General features: G+C 69.4%; 13 protein-coding genes. 4 read left to right on the top strand and 9 right to left on the bottom strand.

The window, feature by feature from the left end; translation table 11 throughout:
• Positions 1–891: 891 nt before the first annotated feature.
• The 5 genes from AB0L64_RS04585 to ssd form a co-directional block, all read right to left on the bottom strand.
• Positions 892–1,293, bottom strand: a complete 402-nt coding sequence (locus AB0L64_RS04585) for a DUF4244 domain-containing protein (RefSeq protein ID WP_363707655.1) — start codon at positions 1,291–1,293, stop codon at positions 892–894.
• Between the two features lie 118 nt (positions 1,294–1,411).
• Positions 1,412–2,128: a type II secretion system F family protein gene (locus AB0L64_RS04580; protein WP_363707653.1), complete on the bottom strand. Its 717-nt coding sequence runs from the start codon at positions 2,126–2,128 to the stop codon at positions 1,412–1,414.
• Between the two features lie 493 nt (positions 2,129–2,621).
• Positions 2,622–3,362 carry a type II secretion system F family protein gene (locus tag AB0L64_RS04575; protein WP_363707651.1) on the bottom strand — a complete coding sequence of 247 codons (741 nt, stop codon included), beginning with the start codon at positions 3,360–3,362 and terminating at the stop codon, positions 2,622–2,624.
• 450 nt (positions 3,363–3,812) lie between these two features.
• Positions 3,813–5,237, bottom strand: coding sequence for a TadA family conjugal transfer-associated ATPase (locus AB0L64_RS04570; RefSeq protein ID WP_363707649.1), 1,425 nt, complete (start codon positions 5,235–5,237; stop codon positions 3,813–3,815).
• Positions 5,234–6,328 carry a septum site-determining protein Ssd gene (gene ssd, locus AB0L64_RS04565; protein ID WP_363707647.1) on the bottom strand — a complete coding sequence of 365 codons (1,095 nt, stop codon included), beginning with the start codon at positions 6,326–6,328 and terminating at the stop codon, positions 5,234–5,236. The genes AB0L64_RS04570 and ssd overlap by 4 nt, the downstream gene beginning before the upstream one ends.
• Positions 6,329–6,531: 203 nt before the next feature.
• Here ssd and AB0L64_RS04560 point away from each other — a divergent pair, with 203 nt between their 5' ends.
• Positions 6,532–8,283, top strand: a complete 1,752-nt coding sequence (locus AB0L64_RS04560) for a glycosyl hydrolase family 18 protein (protein WP_363707645.1) — start codon at positions 6,532–6,534, stop codon at positions 8,281–8,283.
• Between the two features lie 28 nt (positions 8,284–8,311).
• Positions 8,312–9,853, top strand: a complete 1,542-nt coding sequence (locus AB0L64_RS04555) for a cellulose binding domain-containing protein (RefSeq protein ID WP_363707643.1) — start codon at positions 8,312–8,314, stop codon at positions 9,851–9,853.
• A gap of 32 nt (positions 9,854–9,885) precedes the next feature.
• Here the strand turns inward: AB0L64_RS04555 and AB0L64_RS04550 are convergent, their stop codons facing one another.
• Both AB0L64_RS04550 and AB0L64_RS04545 read right to left on the bottom strand, forming a co-directional pair.
• Complete coding sequence (locus tag AB0L64_RS04550) at positions 9,886–10,659, bottom strand: hypothetical protein (protein WP_359941079.1); 774 nt, start codon at positions 10,657–10,659, stop codon at positions 9,886–9,888.
• A 79-nt stretch (positions 10,660–10,738) separates the two neighbouring features.
• The gene (locus AB0L64_RS04545) at positions 10,739–11,626 is read right to left on the bottom strand and encodes a LysR family transcriptional regulator (protein WP_363707640.1); all 888 of its coding nucleotides are present in this window, start codon (positions 11,624–11,626) and stop codon (positions 10,739–10,741) included.
• A 71-nt stretch (positions 11,627–11,697) separates the two neighbouring features.
• On the opposite strand from AB0L64_RS04545, the gene AB0L64_RS04540 reads away from it, so the two are divergent.
• Both AB0L64_RS04540 and AB0L64_RS04535 read left to right on the top strand, forming a co-directional pair.
• Positions 11,698–12,909: an MFS transporter gene (locus AB0L64_RS04540; protein WP_363707638.1), complete on the top strand. Its 1,212-nt coding sequence runs from the start codon at positions 11,698–11,700 to the stop codon at positions 12,907–12,909.
• 4 nt (positions 12,910–12,913) lie between these two features.
• Positions 12,914–13,363: a YbaK/EbsC family protein gene (locus AB0L64_RS04535; RefSeq protein WP_363707636.1), complete on the top strand. Its 450-nt coding sequence runs from the start codon at positions 12,914–12,916 to the stop codon at positions 13,361–13,363.
• On the opposite strand, the gene AB0L64_RS04530 is transcribed toward AB0L64_RS04535, so the two are convergent.
• Together AB0L64_RS04530 and AB0L64_RS04525 are read right to left on the bottom strand one after the other, a co-directional pair.
• Positions 13,360–14,262: a helix-turn-helix domain-containing protein gene (locus AB0L64_RS04530; protein ID WP_363707634.1), complete on the bottom strand. Its 903-nt coding sequence runs from the start codon at positions 14,260–14,262 to the stop codon at positions 13,360–13,362. The genes AB0L64_RS04535 and AB0L64_RS04530 overlap by 4 nt on opposite strands.
• A 2-nt stretch (positions 14,263–14,264) precedes the next feature.
• Entirely contained in the window at positions 14,265–15,938 is a 1,674-nt protein-coding gene (locus AB0L64_RS04525; protein WP_363707632.1) for a glycoside hydrolase family 18 protein, read from the bottom strand.
• Between the last annotated feature and the right edge of the window lie 72 nt (positions 15,939–16,010).

The following is a 16,010-nucleotide window of genomic DNA, read 5'->3' as shown; positions in this document are numbered from 1 at the left end:
CCGTCACCACCGCCGTCACAGCCACCGCGCTGAGCAGGCGTGGCCCCGTCAACGCGGTCGACGGTGTAGCTAAACCAAGTGACGCGATCGAACAGGACCACCCGCCTGACCCGGTCAACACATCTGCCAACCCCGGCACGGTCGGCACCGCCGGCGCCGCCAGCACGGTCGGCACGGCTGGCACGGTCGGCGCAGCTGGCAGGGTCGGCGCAGCCTGCATGGTCGGCACAGCCTGCACGGTCGGCACAGCTAACACAGTCGCCACGGTCGGCACGGTCGGCACGGTCGGCACGGTCGGCACGGTCGGCACGGTCGGCACGGTCGGCACGGTCGGCACGGTCGGCACTGCTAACACAGTCGCCACGGTCGGCGCGGTCGGCACTGCTAACACAGTCGCCACGGTCGGCACCGTCGGCACATTCGGCGCGGGTTGCGCCGGTGACGCGGGTGGCACGATCGGCGCAGCCGGCATATTCGGCACAGCCGGAGCGGGCAACGCGGCAGACACGGTCGACACGATCGGCCCGGCCGGCGCGATAGGCCAAGCTGCCACTGTCGGCGCGGATGGCCCGGGTGGCACCGTCGGCGCGTCTTGCGGGTGCGCGGCCTGCGCGGGTGGCGCGGTCGGAGTGGGCGGCAGCGGATTTGGCTGGGGCTGGGGCGGAAGAGTCTGGGTGATGGGGCATGAGACTCCTTGGGGTGGCGGCCGGTCGAGGAGGGGGGCATCGACCGGCCGCCGGATCGAGGGTGGAACGCGTTGGTGAGATTGCTTGCTAGGGCCGGGCGGTTGGCCGCCTGGCGGGCTGGCTGTTGAGCACGCGTTGCCGAGCTCGGGCTAGGAAGGTTCTGCTCGGTGGGTGATTGAACATCAGGCGGGTGGGCTCGGTTGGGTCAGATGTGTACGCCTTCTACGCCGGCGATCTTCAGGCCGTAGTTGATGATGGCTTTGAGGGCGCCTTGCATCGCTGGGGATCTGAGGAGGGCGACCAGTACGCCGCCGAGGCCGCAGGCCGCGACGATGGCTACGGCGTACTCGGCTGTGATGGCTCCGCGTTCTGCGTGGGGTCGGAGATGGCGGATGGGGTTGCCGTGGAGGCGTCGGATCGCCTTGGCGGGGACTCGGCAGACCTCATCGCGCGAGGTGCCTTCGCGGCGGGTGTGGCTGCGGGCGTGATCGCCGACGCAGACGGTCGCGCTCTTCGGCGTATTGCGATCGAGCTCCGGATCAGCTGTTGGGGCTTGGTGAGCGGTGGGGTGGGGGCGGTTGCTGGTGGCTGCTGATGCCTTGGGCATTGGGCCTCCTGCGGGAGCGGGCTGGGGGTGGTGCGAGGGGTCGTTGGTAAAGGTGCCGTTGTTGGATGTCCTTTTTTCACAGGAGTTTTGGGTTGTGGATACGGGGCGGGTGGTGTGGTCAGGGGTGGAGGAGGTACGGGACGAGGGCGTCGGCGATTGTGGGGACGATGGAGAGGAGGACGAAGGCGGGGAGGAAGCACAGGCCTAGGGGCAGAGTGGCTCGGGATTCTGCGGCTCGAGCTTGTTGGTCGGCGAGGTGGTGATGGGCGCGGCGAGTTTCGTCCGCGAGGTGGTCGAGGGTTTTGGAGAGTGGGGCACCGGAGCGGAGTGAGCGGGAGATGGCTCGGGCCATTGGGGCGCAGGATGGTTCGGCTCGTAGGTGGGACCAGGCGGTGGTTGGGTCGGCGCCCAATGCGAGGTGGTGGGCGATCTTCGTGAAGACGTCGGCCAGGGGGCCGGGTAGGGCTTCGGCTACGAGGGCGAGGGCTTGTTGGGGTGGGCGGCCGGCTCGGAGGCAGGCGGTCAGGAGGTCGATCGCGAGGGGGAGGTCGTGGGCTATGCGGGCGTTGCGTTGTCTGGTGGTGGCTGGTTCGAGGCGGGACAGGGCTCGGGGGATGGCGTAGTACGCGATTGCGCTTGGGATTAGGCCCCACGGGAGGCCGAGGATGGTGAGGGCGGCTAAGGCTGCGCCGACTGCGGCCAGGCGGTGCGATCGCGGGGGTTGGAGGCGGGATCGGGGGCGGGGTGGGGTTAGGCGGCGGAGGTTGGGGTGGGGCGGGGTCAGGAGATAGATGCTGATGGCAATGGCCGCTGCGGCGGCCAGGATGTGGGGCATGCGAGGTCTCGAGGGAGCGGGAGTGAGTTGGGCAGGGAGTGCTTGGGTGAGGTGAATGTTGGGGGGCGGCGAAAGCAGGCGAGGTGCAGCGTCGGTGCTGCAGTCGGGTGGGGGTGCGACTGCTGCAGCTCAGGTGAGGCGAAGCGGCGGGAGGTGGCCAGGTGGGGTGGGAACGCCGTAGGTCAGGTGCGGTGCGAGTGCGCAGGTCAGCCCTACTGAGAGTGGGGCAGCTCAGCCCTACTGGGAGTCGCACAGGTCATCGGTGGGGAGAGTCAGGCAGGCCGGCCCGGTGGGATGGACCGGGGGCAGTCTTGGCGGGAGCCGCGCAGATCAGCCCCGGCGCGAGTCACGCGGGTCAGCCCCGGCGGGATTGGCGCAGGTCGGGCCTGCCGGGACTGGCCAAGTCGGCCCGGACGGAGTCGCGCCAGTCAGGCCTGGCGGGATTGGCCAGGTCAGGCTGGGCGGGATTGGGCAGGCAGGTGGGGGGTGCGGGTCAGGGGTGAGGGGTGGAGATTCGGGTGGTCCAGTGGAGGCCGGTGGTGGTTAGGGCGAGGCCTGTTAGTAGGCAGAGCCAGCCTGGTGGGGTGGTGGTTAGGAAGGTGAGGGGGTCGGCGCCCAGGAGGTAGCCGATGGTTATGCCGAATGCCGGGAGGACGGCGAGGATTCGGGCGGTGGAGCGGGCGCCGGCGAGGCTGGATTGGGTTTGGCGGTGGATGGATTCGTCGGCGCGGAGGGAGTCGGCGAGGCGTTCGGTGAGGGTGGCGAAGGCGGCGCCGGATTGTTCGGTGACGCGCCAGGCTGCGGCTAAGGCTCGGAGGCTGGAGGCGCCAGGGGTGGTGGCTGCTCGGGTGAGGGCGGTGGGGACGTCGGCACCGAGTTTGGCTGCGGCGTGGGCGAATTCGAAGTCTGGGCTGATGGAGGCGGCGCCTTCCAGGGCGGCTATGGGTGGGCGGCCGGCTGTTAGGTCGGCGGCGAGTACGTCGAGGGCTTCGATGATGGTGGTGCGGCGGGCTGCGATGAGTTTCTGCTGTTGATGGTGGGCGCGTTGGTTGGCTGTCAGGGCCAGGATGACGGCGATCGCGAGGGTTGAGACGAGGGCTTGGGGGCCGAAGAGGGCGGTGGCCAGGGCAGTTGGTGGGGCGAGGAGCCAGGCTCGGGGCAGGCGGGATCGGAGGTGGCGGCTCGGCGGCCGGAGGGCGGTCGGTTCGAGGCTGGTCGGTTGGACGCCTGGCAATTGAGCGTGGGGCGGTTGGGGGTGGGGGTTCGCTGGGGTGGGCGGTCGCCGGGTGGGCGGGGTGGTGCGGGTTGTCAGACGGTGGAGGCCTGGTGGGCGGGGTGGCAGAGCGAGGGTGCAGGTGAGGAGGGCCAGGAGGGCGGCGAGGAGAGCTGGGGTCATGCGGCACCGGCAGCGGGCGCGGGAACGGAGCCGGGGGCGGGCATTGGGACCGAGACGGGTGCGGGCGTGGGGAACGGGCTGGGCGCGGGAGCGGGAACGGCATCGGCGGCAGGTGTGAGAGCGGAGCCGGGCGCGGGCGCGAGACCGGAGGCAGACGTGACACCCGAGCCGACAGCAGGCGCGGGAGCAGAGCCGGATGCAGGCGCGAGAGGCGAGCCGAAGGCAGACGTGACACCCGAGCCGACAGCAGGCGCGGGAGCGGCGTCGGTGGCATACCCGGGGCCGGAGTCAGAGGTGGGTGCGGGAACGGGAGCGGGGAGGGCGCCGGTGGCGGGCGGGGGAACGGCGCCAGCGGCGGGCATGCGGGCTGCATCGGACGCGGGCGTGAGAGTTGCACCGGGTGTCAGAGCTGTGCCGTTGGCCGGCGGGACGGGAGAGCCGGTGGTAGGAGTGGGCGCCGGGCTGGGGGTAGGCGTGAGTGCTGAGCAGGGGGCGGGGTGTGGGGGTAAGTGTGAGTGCCGAGTGGGTGGCGGGTGTGGGAGTGGGGGGTGGGGTTGTTGGGGGTTTGGGGGTGAAGCGGTGGGATGGGGGGTGGAGGGTGAGGGTGTTGTTGGGGTGGAAGGTGACGGCGGGGTGGGTGGTTAAGGGGGCGTTCGGGGGTTTGGTGAGGGTGTGGATTTCGGTGATTCGGCGGTGGCCGTTGGGGGATCGGGTTAGGTGGATTACTGCGTGTAGGGCTGAGGCTGCTTGGCTGTGGATGGCGGAGGGGGTCAGGCCTGCTAGGGCACCTAGGGCTTCCAGGCGGGCGGGGACGTCGGCGGCGGAGTTGGCGTGGATGGTGCCGCAGCCGCCTTCGTGGCCGGTGTTGAGAGCGGTCAGGAGGTCTACTACTTCAGGGCCTCGGACCTCGCCGACGACCAGGCGGTCGGGGCGCATGCGGAGGGCCTGGCGGACCAGGTCGCGGAGGGAGATCTCGCCGGTGCCTTCGATGTTGGGTGGGCGGGCTTCCAGGCGGACCACGTGCGGGTGGTCGGGGCGGAGTTCGTTGGCGTCCTCGACCAGGACGAGGCGTTCGGCGGGATTCGCCAAGGACAGCAGGGAATTGAGCAGCGTGGTCTTGCCGGTGCCGGTGCCGCCGCTGATGAGGAAGGCCAAGCGGGAGTCGAGCAGGTCCTGGAGGATTGCGGCGCCTGCTTGCGGGAGGGCGCCTGCGGCCACCAAGTCGTCGAGGGTGAAGACCTTGCGTGACGGGACACGGAGGGACAGGCACGTGCCCGGGGCCGCGACCGGGGCGAGGACGGCGTGGAAGCGGGTGCCGTCGGCGAGGCGCACATCGACGTACGGCGTGGAGTCGTCGAGACGGCGGCCGGCCGCGGCGGCGAGGCGGGTGGCGAGGCGGCGGATGGCCGGCTCGTCGCCGGTGCGGATCGCTACGAACTCGAGTCCCCGGCCGCGGTCGATGTAGACCTCGTCCGGGCCGTTGACGAGGATGTCGGTCACGCCGGGCTCGGCGAGCAGGCTGTCGAGTGGTCCGGCGCCGAGGGCCTCCCGGCGGAGGGCGGTGACGACCGCGAGGACCATCGAGTCGCCGCAGACGGTGCCGTCGGCGCGGAGGGCTGCCGCGACGTGAACGGGCGTCGGCTCCGCGCCGGTGAGTGCGAGAGTGCCGCGGACGCGGTCGAGTAGGTCTGCGGGCACAACCGTCGTGGTCATGTGGGCACCTGCCTGGTCAGAACGGGCGGATCGAGTGGAGTGAACAGGTCCAGCAGGGTGTCGGCGGCGCGAGTGAGCGGGCTTCGGGTGTGGAGTGGGAAGTGGCCGTCGTCCATCGCGGCGGGCAGGCTGCGGTCGACTCCGAGCTTGGTTGCCAAGGGCAACTCGAGGTGCGCCGCGACATCGGCGGCGGAGGGACCGGGGCGGGAGTCGCGCGCGACCACGCGGAGGTCGCCGGCGACGGCCCGGAGTGGGCCCGCGAGGCGTTTGGCTGCGGCGACCGAACGGACGTCGCACGGCACGACGAGCAGGGTGGCGGTGGAGCGGACGAAGCCTTCCTCTACGGCCGGATCCGCGCGGCGAGGCAGGTCGAGGACGACCAGATCGGTGCTGCGCTGGGCAGCGCCGATCACCGAGCTCATCGTGTCCGGGGGCAGGACGGTGACGTCGGACCGGTCCCAGGACAGGACCGACAGGCCGTCGACCGAAGGGAGTGCGGAGCGGAGCGCGGCCGCACTGATCCGGCCCGCTGCGTTCAGCAGTTTGGGCCAGCGGTCCCCCGGGTCGCGCTCGATACCGAGGGCGAGCTCGATCCCGCCGCCGAGCGGATCGCCGTCGATCAGCATCGTCCGGAGCCCGCGTCGGTTGCCGAGGACGGCCACCGCGGCGGCAAGCGTGGTCGAACCCGCTCCCCCGCAGCCGCCGACGAACGCCAGGGTGACAGCGGCGCGAGTGCCACCATCCAAGGTGTCGGACAGCTTGCCGGCCAGCAACGGCTCGTCGTCGGGCAAACGGCAGACCGCATCGGCGCCGACGTCGAACGCGCACCGGTAGAGGTCGTCGCCGTCCGCGGTCGAGCCGACCACGACGACCCCGGGCCGGTGCGCGGGCTGGACGCGGGCCAGCGGCTCGGCGAGGTCGCGGCCGACGACGACCAGGGAGCAGGTGTGCCAACTGCGTCGCAGGCCGGGCAGGTGCGCCTCGACCAAGGGCGTGACGGATGCGGCCGCGGCGAGCCGGAGCAGGTCGTCGAGCAGGGTCTCGTTGGTGGTTGCCATCAGCACCGATGGGGGTGGTGAGTTCGTGTCCATAACTAGAACATGCCGTTGTCCGGCGGCTTCCGGGAACGGCACCGGATCCCTGTGGACAAAGAGTTGTCGGGTTTCCGTCAGCAGCGGGAACCCGCCACGACGAGCCCGCGACCAACCCGCCGGGAACGGTTACGGTTCCTTTCGAAGCGTCTTTAACTAAATTTCACCGGACCGCTTCCGTCCCATCGCTCCGGAGGAACCTGATGAGTCGATTACGCACGCTCGCCGCCACGGCCGCCGTCGCGGCCACCGCCCTGATCACCGCCGCCGGCGTCTCGCTCGCGAGTCCGGACGCCACGACGGCCGACGCAGCCACCGCGGCGCCACAGGCGACCAGCGGCGGCGTCAAGACGGCGTACTTCACCCAGTGGGGGATCTACGCCAACGGCTTCTACCCGAAGAACATGGTCACCACCGGGGTCGGCGCGAAGCTCGGCTTCCTGAACTACGCGTTCGCCAACATCGACCCGGTCAACCACACCTGCTTCATGGCCAACAAGGCCGCGTCGCAGGACGAGAACAACCCGAACGCCGGTGACGGCGCGGGTGACGCGTTCGCCGACTACGGCAAGTCGTACGGCGCGGACATCAGCGTCGACGGTGTCGGCGACGTGTGGAACCAGCCGATCCAGGGCAACTTCAACCAGCTCAAGAAGCTCAAGGCGAAGTACCCGAACCTGAAGATCCTGATCTCGATCGGCGGCTGGACGTACTCGAAGTACTTCTCCGACGCGGCCTCCACCGACACCAAGCGCAAGGCTTTCGTCAGCTCCTGCGTGAACATGTTCCTCAAGGGCGACCTGCCGGTCATCGACGGCTTCGGCGGTCCCGGTTCGGCGGCCGGCATCTTCGACGGCGTCGACATCGACTGGGAGTACCCGGGCTCGCCGAACGGTCACGTCGGCAACCACTACAGCCCGGCCGACAAACAGAACTTCACGCTGTTGCTGGCCGAGTTCCGCGCGCAGCTCGACGCGTACGGTAGCCAGACCGGGAAGCGGTACTACCTGACCGCCGCAACGCCGGCCGGCCAGGACAAGATCGCCACGATCGAGACGAACAAGATCGGGCAGTACCTCGACTACAACAACGTGATGACGTACGACATGCACGGCGGCTGGGAGGCCACCGGGCCGACGAACTTCCAGGACCCGCTGTACACGGCGCCGAACGATCCGAGCAACCCGATCCCGCCGGGCCAAGGCAAGTACTCGATCGACTCCGCGGTGAAGGCCTGGACCACCGGCGACGCGGCGTACGGCATCCCGGGCGGATTCCCGGCGAACAAGCTGAGCATCGGATATCCCTTCTACTACAGGGGATGGAAGGGTGTCCCGGCCACGGCGAACGGCAAGTACCAGAGCGCGACCGGACCGGCCGACGGGCACGCGCTGAGCGGCAACGTGCCGGGCGTCTCGTTCTACAAAGAGCTCACCGGCTTCGTCGACAACCCGTCGGCGACGTACTTCGACGACACCACCAAGTCGTCGTGGTTCTACAGCAACGGCACGTTCTGGTCCGGTGACAACGCCCAGTCGATCAAGGCCAAGGCCGACTACCAGCACTGCAACGGGCTGGCCGGCGCAATGATGTATTCGCTCGAGGCACTCGACCCCAGCGTCACCCTCTTCAACAACGTGGTCGACGCGGTCAACGCCGGCACCGCGGGCTGCTCCGGCGGACCTACGCCCACCCCCACGCCCACCCCGACTCCTACGCCCACCCCGACTCCTACGCCCACCCCGACACCGACCCCCACCCCGACCCCCACCCCGACTCCCACGCCGACGCCGACTCCCACGCCCCCGACGGCTACGCCGTGGGCGCCCAACACGGCGTACGCGACCGGTGCGCTCGTGACCTACGCCGGTGTCACCTACAAGTGCATCCAGGGCCACACGTCCCTGACCGGCTGGGAGCCGCCGAACGTCCCCGCACTCTGGGGACGGGTCTGATCACGTACCGCCCACTGATCGGAGCATCATGAAACGCATCTCTCTGGCGATCGCGGCCATCACCGCGGTAGTCATCGCTCTGCTGACCGCACAGGCAGCCAACGCGGCAGGTGTCACTGCCACCTTCACCAAAGTCTCCGACTGGGGCACTGGCTTCGAGGGCAAGGTGACCATCACCAACGGCACCACGAGCTCTCTCAGCACCTGGTCGGTCGCACTGGACTTCCCGTCCGGCTACACGGTCAGCTCCACCTGGGACGCCAACCACACCAGCAGCGGCCAAACGCACACGTTCACCCCGCCCAGCTGGGCCGGACCGCTCGTCCCAGGCGCAACTGCAAGCTTCGGCTTCAACGGCAGCCCGGGCAACTTCCCCGGCCTCGCCGCCTGCCGGCTGAACGGCGGCTCGTGCTCGGGCGGTGGTGGCGGTACTGTCCCGGCCGCGCCCACAGGTCTGTCCGGTACGTCGACAGCGTCGTCGGTGAGCCTGATGTGGTCGGCCGCGTCGGGTGCGACCAGCTACAACGTCTACCGCAACGGTACGAAGGTCGGCAGCCCGACCGGTACGTCGTACACAGACTCGGGGCTGACCGCGAACACGACGTACAGCTACCAGGTCAGCGCGTCGAACAGCGCCGGTGAGGGACCGAAGAGCGGCACCATCTCGGTCAAGACCGGCACCGGCGGCGGAAACACCGGAACCAAGCAGGCCGCGCCGTACCTGTACATGGGCTGGGGCGACCCGCCGAACCCGGCGACGGTGATGAACGCGACCGGCATCAAGTGGTTCACGATGGCGTTCATCCTGTCGTCCGGCGGCTGCAACCCGGCCTGGGACGGCAGCCGCCCGCTGCAGGGCAGCGCCGACGCCAACGCGATCGCCCAGATCCGCGCCGCCGGCGGCGACATCGTGCCGTCGATCGGCGGCTGGAGCGGGAACAAGCTCGGCCCGAACTGCAGCACGCCCGAGGCGCTGGCCGGCGCGTACCAGCAGGTCATCAACGCGTACGGCCTGAAGGCGATCGACATCGACATCGAGAACTCCGACGAGTTCGAGAGCGAGGTCGTCCAGGACCGCATCCTGAACGCGCTGAAGATCGTCAAGCAGAACAACCCCGGCATCACGACGATCCTGACCTTCGGTACGTCGACGACCGGCCCGAACTACTGGGGCAACCGCCTCGTCGAGCGGTCCGCGGCGCTCGGCGCGAACATCGACATCTTCACGCTGATGCCGTTCGACTTCGGCAGCTCGAACATCTACAACGACACGGTCGGCGCGTCCCAGGGGCTGAACAACAAGCTGAAGTCCGTCTTCGGCTGGACCACGGCGCAGGCCTACGCGCACCAGGGCATCTCCGGCATGAACGGTCTGTCCGACCAGCAGGAGATGACCACCACCGCGACCTGGCAGAACATCACCAACTGGGCGAAGAGCAACGGGCTCGGCCGGCTGGCGTTCTGGTCGGTCAACCGCGACCGCGGCTGCGCCGGCGGCGGCGTGGTGTCCAACTGCAGTGGCATCGCCCAGGGTGACTGGGACTTCACCCGCATCACGGCAGGCTTCTGACCTCGAGGCTGAGTGCGGCCGGCAGGCCGCACTCAGCCGGCCTTGATCGCCTCGATGATCAGGCCGTTGCGGGCGTTCTGCCCGAGCGGGACCGACGGGTGCAGACCGTCGCGGAGCAGCCGGGCCAGCCGGTTCGGGCTGGAGGCCAGGTGCTCGGCCCAGTGCACGATGCGCAGGTTGTCGTAGCGCCGCTGCGCGTCGGCGAGCTGCAGGTTGATCCAGGCGCTGTTGCGCTGGTCGGCGACCTTCACGTCCGGGCCGTGCGCGGTACGAGCCGCCTGCACGTTGACCCAGTAGACGATCCGCTCGTCGCCGACGATGCTCATGGTCCGGTCGACCTGCGCCTCGACGGCCGGCGGCGTGAAGATGTCGTTGGACCCGACCGACATCAGGATCCGGTGCGGCAGACCGTACTCCTGCGCCCAGGTGTCCAGCGCGTCGACGGCCGGCGTCACCGGGCGGCCGGCCCAGTTGTGGACGGCGATGGTGATGCCGAGCTGGTTCAGCTGCCGGGCGAGCGCCGGGCCGTCCTGCACGCCGATGCTGTCGCCGAACATGAAGACGCCGTCGGTCTCCCGGGTGCGGCGGATCTGTCCTTCGTTCGAGATCGCGCGCGCCTGGCGCTCCCAGGCGCCGAGCACGCCGGAGCCGTAGGCGCCGAGTGAGAGCAGTCCGGCGGTGGCTGCCGCCGGGGAGCCCGGAGTGGCCTCGGCCGTGCCGGCGGCAACCGTCGACGCAGCCGCCGCGGTCCCGGCCGCGAACAGCAGCCGGCGACTCGGCCGGAAAGAACCCAGACGCTTCCTCACGCACGTAAGGGTGCGGGGGAAAGCCCTCTCTCTGCAAGTCGAGACCTAGAAAATGGAACGAAGGCTACGGAAGTCACAGTCAACTCGTCGTCACCGGACGGGACCGTACGAACGCCCGGAATCGCTCCGCCGCAGGCGTCAACGGCGCGCTCAGCCGCCACGACATCCCGATCTCCCGTCGCGACCGTACGCCGGCCAGCGGCACGGACACCGCCCCGCTGTCGTTCCCGCGCACCGCGCCGGCCGGCAGGATCGCCACACCGAGCCCGGCACCGACCAGACTGTCGATCGTCGCGAGGTCGGTCGCCTCGAACGCCAACTGCGGGCTGAACCCCGCCTCACGACACAGCCGGTCGGTCACCCGCCGGAAACCGAAGCCCGGCTGCAGCCCGACGAACGCCTCGTCCCGCGCCGCCTCCAACTCCACCCGATGCCGAGCCGCCAGCGCATGCCCGGGCGGTACGTGCAGACAGAGCCGCTGCCGCTCGAGGAGATACCACCCGAAGCGTGACGGGTCCGGCCGCGGCGCGACGATCGCGATCTCCGCCTCACCCGTCTCCAGGTCCTGGACGATGTCGTGCGCGGGCTCCTGCCGCAACTGGAACTCGACGCGCGGCGCCACCGCCCGGAAGGCCTTCAGCAGGTCAGGCATCAAGCTGGTCGCGACCGAGTGCAGAAACGCCAGCCGCACGGTGCCGGACTCCGGATCGAGCAGAGCGTCGATCTGTCGCTTCGCCGTGTCGACCGCTGTGACTCCGGCCCGCGCGGCATCGAGCACGAGGCGGCCGTAGGGATTGAGCCGTACGCCGCGACGCTCCCGCTCGAACAGCGGTACGCCGAACGCGCGTTCGACCCGCTGCAGCGACCGGGACAGGTTCGGCTGACTGGTGCCCAGCGCGGCGGCCGCCTCGGTCAGGTGCTCGGTCTCCGCCAGCACGGCGAACCACCGCAAATCTTCGACATGCATACTGAAATCGTATCGATTGCTGCTGGGATCAACATTTTACGTATCGGAAATCCCGTGCGACCGTCGAAGACATGCACCAGTCCGTCGCCCACCAGACCGGGTACCTGCCCGGCGACCCGGAGTACCGCAAGCTCTCCGTCGCACTGTTCGCGGCCGGTTTGGCGACATTCGCACTGCTCTACAGCACCCAACCGCTGCTGCCGGAGCTCGTCGACGCCTTCCATATCTCCCCCAGCCAGAGCGCCTTCAGCGTCTCGTTCGCGACGTTCGGTCTGGGCCTCGCGTTGCTGATCGCCGGTCCGGCATCCGAGGTCCTCGGCCGGACCAACCTGATGCGCTGGTCGGTCGCCGCAACGTCGGTCTTCGCGCTGCTCAGCGCATTCGCGCCGACCTGGCACCTGTTGCTGGCCTTGCGCGGTCTGCAGGGAATCGCGATGGCCGGCCTTCCAGCCGTCGCCATGGCGTATCTGCGGGAAGAGGTGCACCAAGACAGCCACGCACGCGCCAGTGGCCTCTACATCGCCGGTACGGCCGTCGGCGGTATGGCGGGACGTCTCATCGCAGGCGGGTTGTCCGACCTCGGCGGATGGCGCTTCGCGACCGGCGGGATCGCCCTGGTCGGCGTACTCTGCGCTGGTGTCGTGTGGCTGCTGCTGCCGGCGTCACGGAACTTCCATCCGACCGCTGCGCGACCACATGACCTCTTCCGCGTACTGCGGGACCCAGCGTTGCTGGCGCTGTACGGGATCGCTGCGACGGCGGTGGGCGCGTTCGTCGCCGTCTACAACGGAGCCGTCTTCCGCCTGTCCGGCTCGCCGTACGAGCTGAGCGCCGGCGCGGCCGGGCTGGTGTTCTGTGTCTATCTGCTCGGCTCAGCCGGGTCAGCCACGGCCGGAACGTTGGCGGATCGCTACGGCAGGCGCAAGGTGGTGCCGGTCGGGTGTCTGATCACTCTGGCCGGCGTGGCGATCACCCTGGCCGCGCCGCTACCGCTCATCATCCTGGGGCTGGCTGTGATGACTGCGGGCTTCTTCGCGGTGCACGGCGTGGCCAGCGGCTGGGTCCCGGCGAGGGCGCACGCGAGCGGAGTCGGAACGGGGCAGGCGTCGAGCATGTACCTCTTCGCGTTCTACCTGGGGTCCTCGGTCTTCGGCGGCCTGGCCGGTACGGCGTGGAGCCACGCCGAGTGGACCGGAGTCGCCGGGGAGGCCGGGGCGCTGTTCCTCGTCACGTTGATCCTCGCCGCCCTGCTCCGGAACGTTCCCAGCCGGGTGCAAAACTGATCCGGTGACCAGAGCCACGGATGCTGCCGACCAGTTGGGACTCACCTACGAGGTGACCAGACACGGCCGGGTGAACTCGCTGGAGGAGGCCGCGGCGGCCCGCGGGATCGAGCCGGCGCGGCTGATCAAGACGATCGTCGTCCGGCTGTCCGACGACGACTACCGGTTCGTGCTGGTGCCGGGCGACCGGGAGATCGCGTGGCCGAAGCTGCGCACGCTGCTCGGCGTGAACCGGATCTCGATGCCGGACAAGGACACCGCGTTCGACGTCACCGGCTACGTCCGAGGGACGATCACGCCGCTCGGGAGCACGCACGCCTGGCCGGTGATCGCCGACGAGCGGATCACCGGCACGATCTCGATCGGCGGCGGTGACCACGGCGTCGGGATCACCGTCGACGCCGGGGCACTCGCCAAGGCTCTCAACGCCACCGTGGCTGACGTGACCGATTAGACCAGTAGTCCTTGCTGGCCGGCTCGGAGTCCTGCCTGGAAGCGTGTGGTCGCATCCAGCGCTTTCAGGATGCGCTGCATGCGGCGTTCTACTGTGCGTTGGGCAACCCCCAGTCGGCGGGCGATGGCTTGATCCGTCAGCCCGGCAGCGGCCAGCGAGAGCAACTGCTGGTCCTCCGAGGTCAACGGACCATCCGAGGACACCGACGGCGTCAGCGGGCTGGCTTGCTGCCACAGCAGGTCGAAGAGGCGCAGCAGTGCGTCCAGCAGGCTTGACTGTCCGAGCTCCACCACGACGTCCGGAGCAGTCGGCAGCAAAGCGGTACGGCGGTCGACGGCGACCAGCTTCAGCGGTACGTCGCGCAGCATCCGGCAGCAGCCGGACGAGCGAGCGGCCGCCAGGTCGCCCGGCTGGGACAGTGAGTCCATGTCGTAGATCGCTCGGTAGGTGATCCCGCGCGGGACGGCGACGTACGGCACGCGGTCCAGCACGAGCACCTCGTCCTGCGCACACTGCTGTGCCTGGTAGAAGCGCTGGGCGATCGCCTCGGCGCCACGGATGACCGTGAACGCGTCCGGCTGCCGGAACTCGGCCGTCAGCACCGCAGCGCCCAGCCGCGCCTCGACGATCGCCGCCTGCTTCCGGAGCGCGAGCAACTCGACCGCGGCCTCCGGTACGGCGGGCAGGTATCTGGCCGGACGGCCTGGCGTACGGGACGCCAGGCCGAGGGACAGCAGCGACTTCAGGTGCCGGCCGACGCGGTTGGCCGGCCAGCCGACGTACGACGCCAGCTCGGTCGCAGTGGACTCCGGGCGGGCCAGAAGCGCCCGGTAGAGCTGCTCGTCCTCCGAGCAGACACCGAGCGCCTCCAGCAACGGAGTCGGTCGATAGTTGTGCATGATCAGGGCAGCGAGTGCACGTGGCCGCCGACCTGGGTCGCGAACTGGTTGCCGTTCGACGCGTCCCAGTTGGTCGACCAGGTCATCGCACCGCGCAGCGACGGCCAGGGAGTGCTCGGCTTGTAGTTGCCGCACCCGGTGCCCTTGGTCAGGCAGTCCAGTGCGTTGTTGACGACCGACGGCGCGACGTACCCACTCCCGGCTGCCCTGGACGACGCCGGCAGGCCGAGACCGACCTGGTCGGGGCGGAGGCCGCCCTGGAGCATGATGCAGGCCTGGGCGGTGATGAAGTCGACCGAGCCCTGCGAGTACACCTGGCCGTCGCAGCCGTTCATCGAGCCGGAGTTGTAGTACTGCACGTTGACGATGGTCAGGATGTCCTTGATCGCCAGCGCGAGCTTGAAGTACTCGAACGACGTGCTCTGCATGTCGATCGTCTGCGGCGCCATGGTGATCACCAGCCCGCTGCCGAACTGGCTCTGCAGGCTGTGCAGCGCCTGACCCATGTACTGCGCGTTGACGCCGTTCTCCAGGTCGATGTCGATTCCGTCGAACCCGTAGGTCCGCAGCACCGAGAGCGCGCTCGACGCGAAGTTGGCCGCAGCCGTCGGGTCCGCCACCGAGATGGTGCCGTTCTGGCCGCCGACGGACAGGATGACCTTCTTGCCGGCCGCCTGCTTCGCGGCGATGTCCGCCTTGAACTGCGCGACCGTGTACCCGCCGAGCCCGGCGCTGTCCAGCGTGAACGTGATGCCGCCCGGCTTCGACGGATCGGCGTCCGCGAAGGCGACCGCGATCAGGTCGTACGCCGCCGGCACGTCGGAGATCTTCTGCACCGTCGCGCCGTTGTTGAAGTTCTGCCAGTACCCGGTGAGGACATGGGCCGGGAGGGCAGCGGGCGGGTTGGTGCCGCCCTCGGAGGTGGTGCCGGACACCGCAGGGCCGTACGGCGAGCAGTTGCCGCTCGGGTCACACGCCCGCACCTTGAACGAGTACGTGGTGGAGGCGCTCAGCCCGGTAGCGGTCCAGCTGGTCACGTTGCCGACGCTCTGCGCCGCCCCGGTACCGCGGACGACGTCGTAGTGGTCGATGCCGTTCGCGTCGGACGCCGCGGACCAGGTCAGCTCCAGCGAGCTCGAGGTCGGACTGCCGACCGTCAGGCCGCCGGGCGTCGACGGCGGCGTGGTGTCCTGCGTCCCGCCAGGCCCGTCCAGTACGACGTCATCGACCTGGTACGCCGGCAGCGCGTACCAACTGTGGACATAGATCGTGACGGCGCTGGAGGCGCCAGTGGTGAACCGCACCGTCAGCTGGCTCCAGCCGGAACTGGTCGTCCACGTCGAAGGACCACCGTCCACTCCGAGGTAGACGTTCGAGCCCTTGACCCACGCCGAGAGCGTGTACGCCGTATTGGGCTGGACTGCTATCGACTGGGAACACCGGCCGATGTCGCTCCCGCTCGGCGTCGCCGACAGCGCGTACGAGCCGGAGTGCGGGGCGGTCGTCGTGACGCTGCCGGCCGGGCACGACCAGCCGGAGAGCGTGCCGGACTCGAAGCCGGCGTTCGTGACGAGGTTGGTGGCCGCGGAGGCGGGACCGGGGACCAGGAAGGCCATGACTACGACGAGCAGGCTGATGACGACCGCTGCCTGGGGGCGGTGTGCAGGCGGTTTCATGCCTTACAACCTGTGACCGCGCAATTACATTGTCAAGACCCTACATAAAGTGAGAACGCTCCCACGCGCAGA

This window comes from Kribbella sp. NPDC051936 (genome assembly GCF_040680955.1).
Lineage (GTDB): Bacteria > Actinomycetota > Actinomycetes > Propionibacteriales > Kribbellaceae > Kribbella.
The sequence above is the reverse complement of the archived record's forward strand: the minus strand, read 5'-3'. Positions and strand labels throughout refer to the sequence as shown.

What these genes read in the sequence shown, in the direction of transcription:
- AB0L64_RS04545 (WP_363707640.1), bottom strand. Translation starts at nt 11,626, where the DNA reads ATGCATGTCGAAGATTTGCGGTGGTTCGCCGTGCTGGCGGAGACCGAG.
- AB0L64_RS04585 (WP_363707655.1), bottom strand. Translation starts at nt 1,293, where the DNA reads ATGCCCAAGGCATCAGCAGCCACCAGCAACCGCCCCCACCCCACCGCT.
- AB0L64_RS04560 (WP_363707645.1), top strand. Translation starts at nt 6,532, where the DNA reads ATGAGTCGATTACGCACGCTCGCCGCCACGGCCGCCGTCGCGGCCACC.
- AB0L64_RS04540 (WP_363707638.1), top strand. Translation starts at nt 11,698, where the DNA reads ATGCACCAGTCCGTCGCCCACCAGACCGGGTACCTGCCCGGCGACCCG.
- AB0L64_RS04580 (WP_363707653.1), bottom strand. Translation starts at nt 2,128, where the DNA reads ATGCCCCACATCCTGGCCGCCGCAGCGGCCATTGCCATCAGCATCTAT.
- AB0L64_RS04525 (WP_363707632.1), bottom strand. Translation starts at nt 15,938, where the DNA reads ATGAAACCGCCTGCACACCGCCCCCAGGCAGCGGTCGTCATCAGCCTG.
- AB0L64_RS04555 (WP_363707643.1), top strand. Translation starts at nt 8,312, where the DNA reads ATGAAACGCATCTCTCTGGCGATCGCGGCCATCACCGCGGTAGTCATC.
- AB0L64_RS04570 (WP_363707649.1), bottom strand. Translation starts at nt 5,237, where the DNA reads ATGACCACGACGGTTGTGCCCGCAGACCTACTCGACCGCGTCCGCGGC.
- AB0L64_RS04530 (WP_363707634.1), bottom strand. Translation starts at nt 14,262, where the DNA reads ATGCACAACTATCGACCGACTCCGTTGCTGGAGGCGCTCGGTGTCTGC.
- ssd (WP_363707647.1), bottom strand. Translation starts at nt 6,328, where the DNA reads ATGGACACGAACTCACCACCCCCATCGGTGCTGATGGCAACCACCAAC.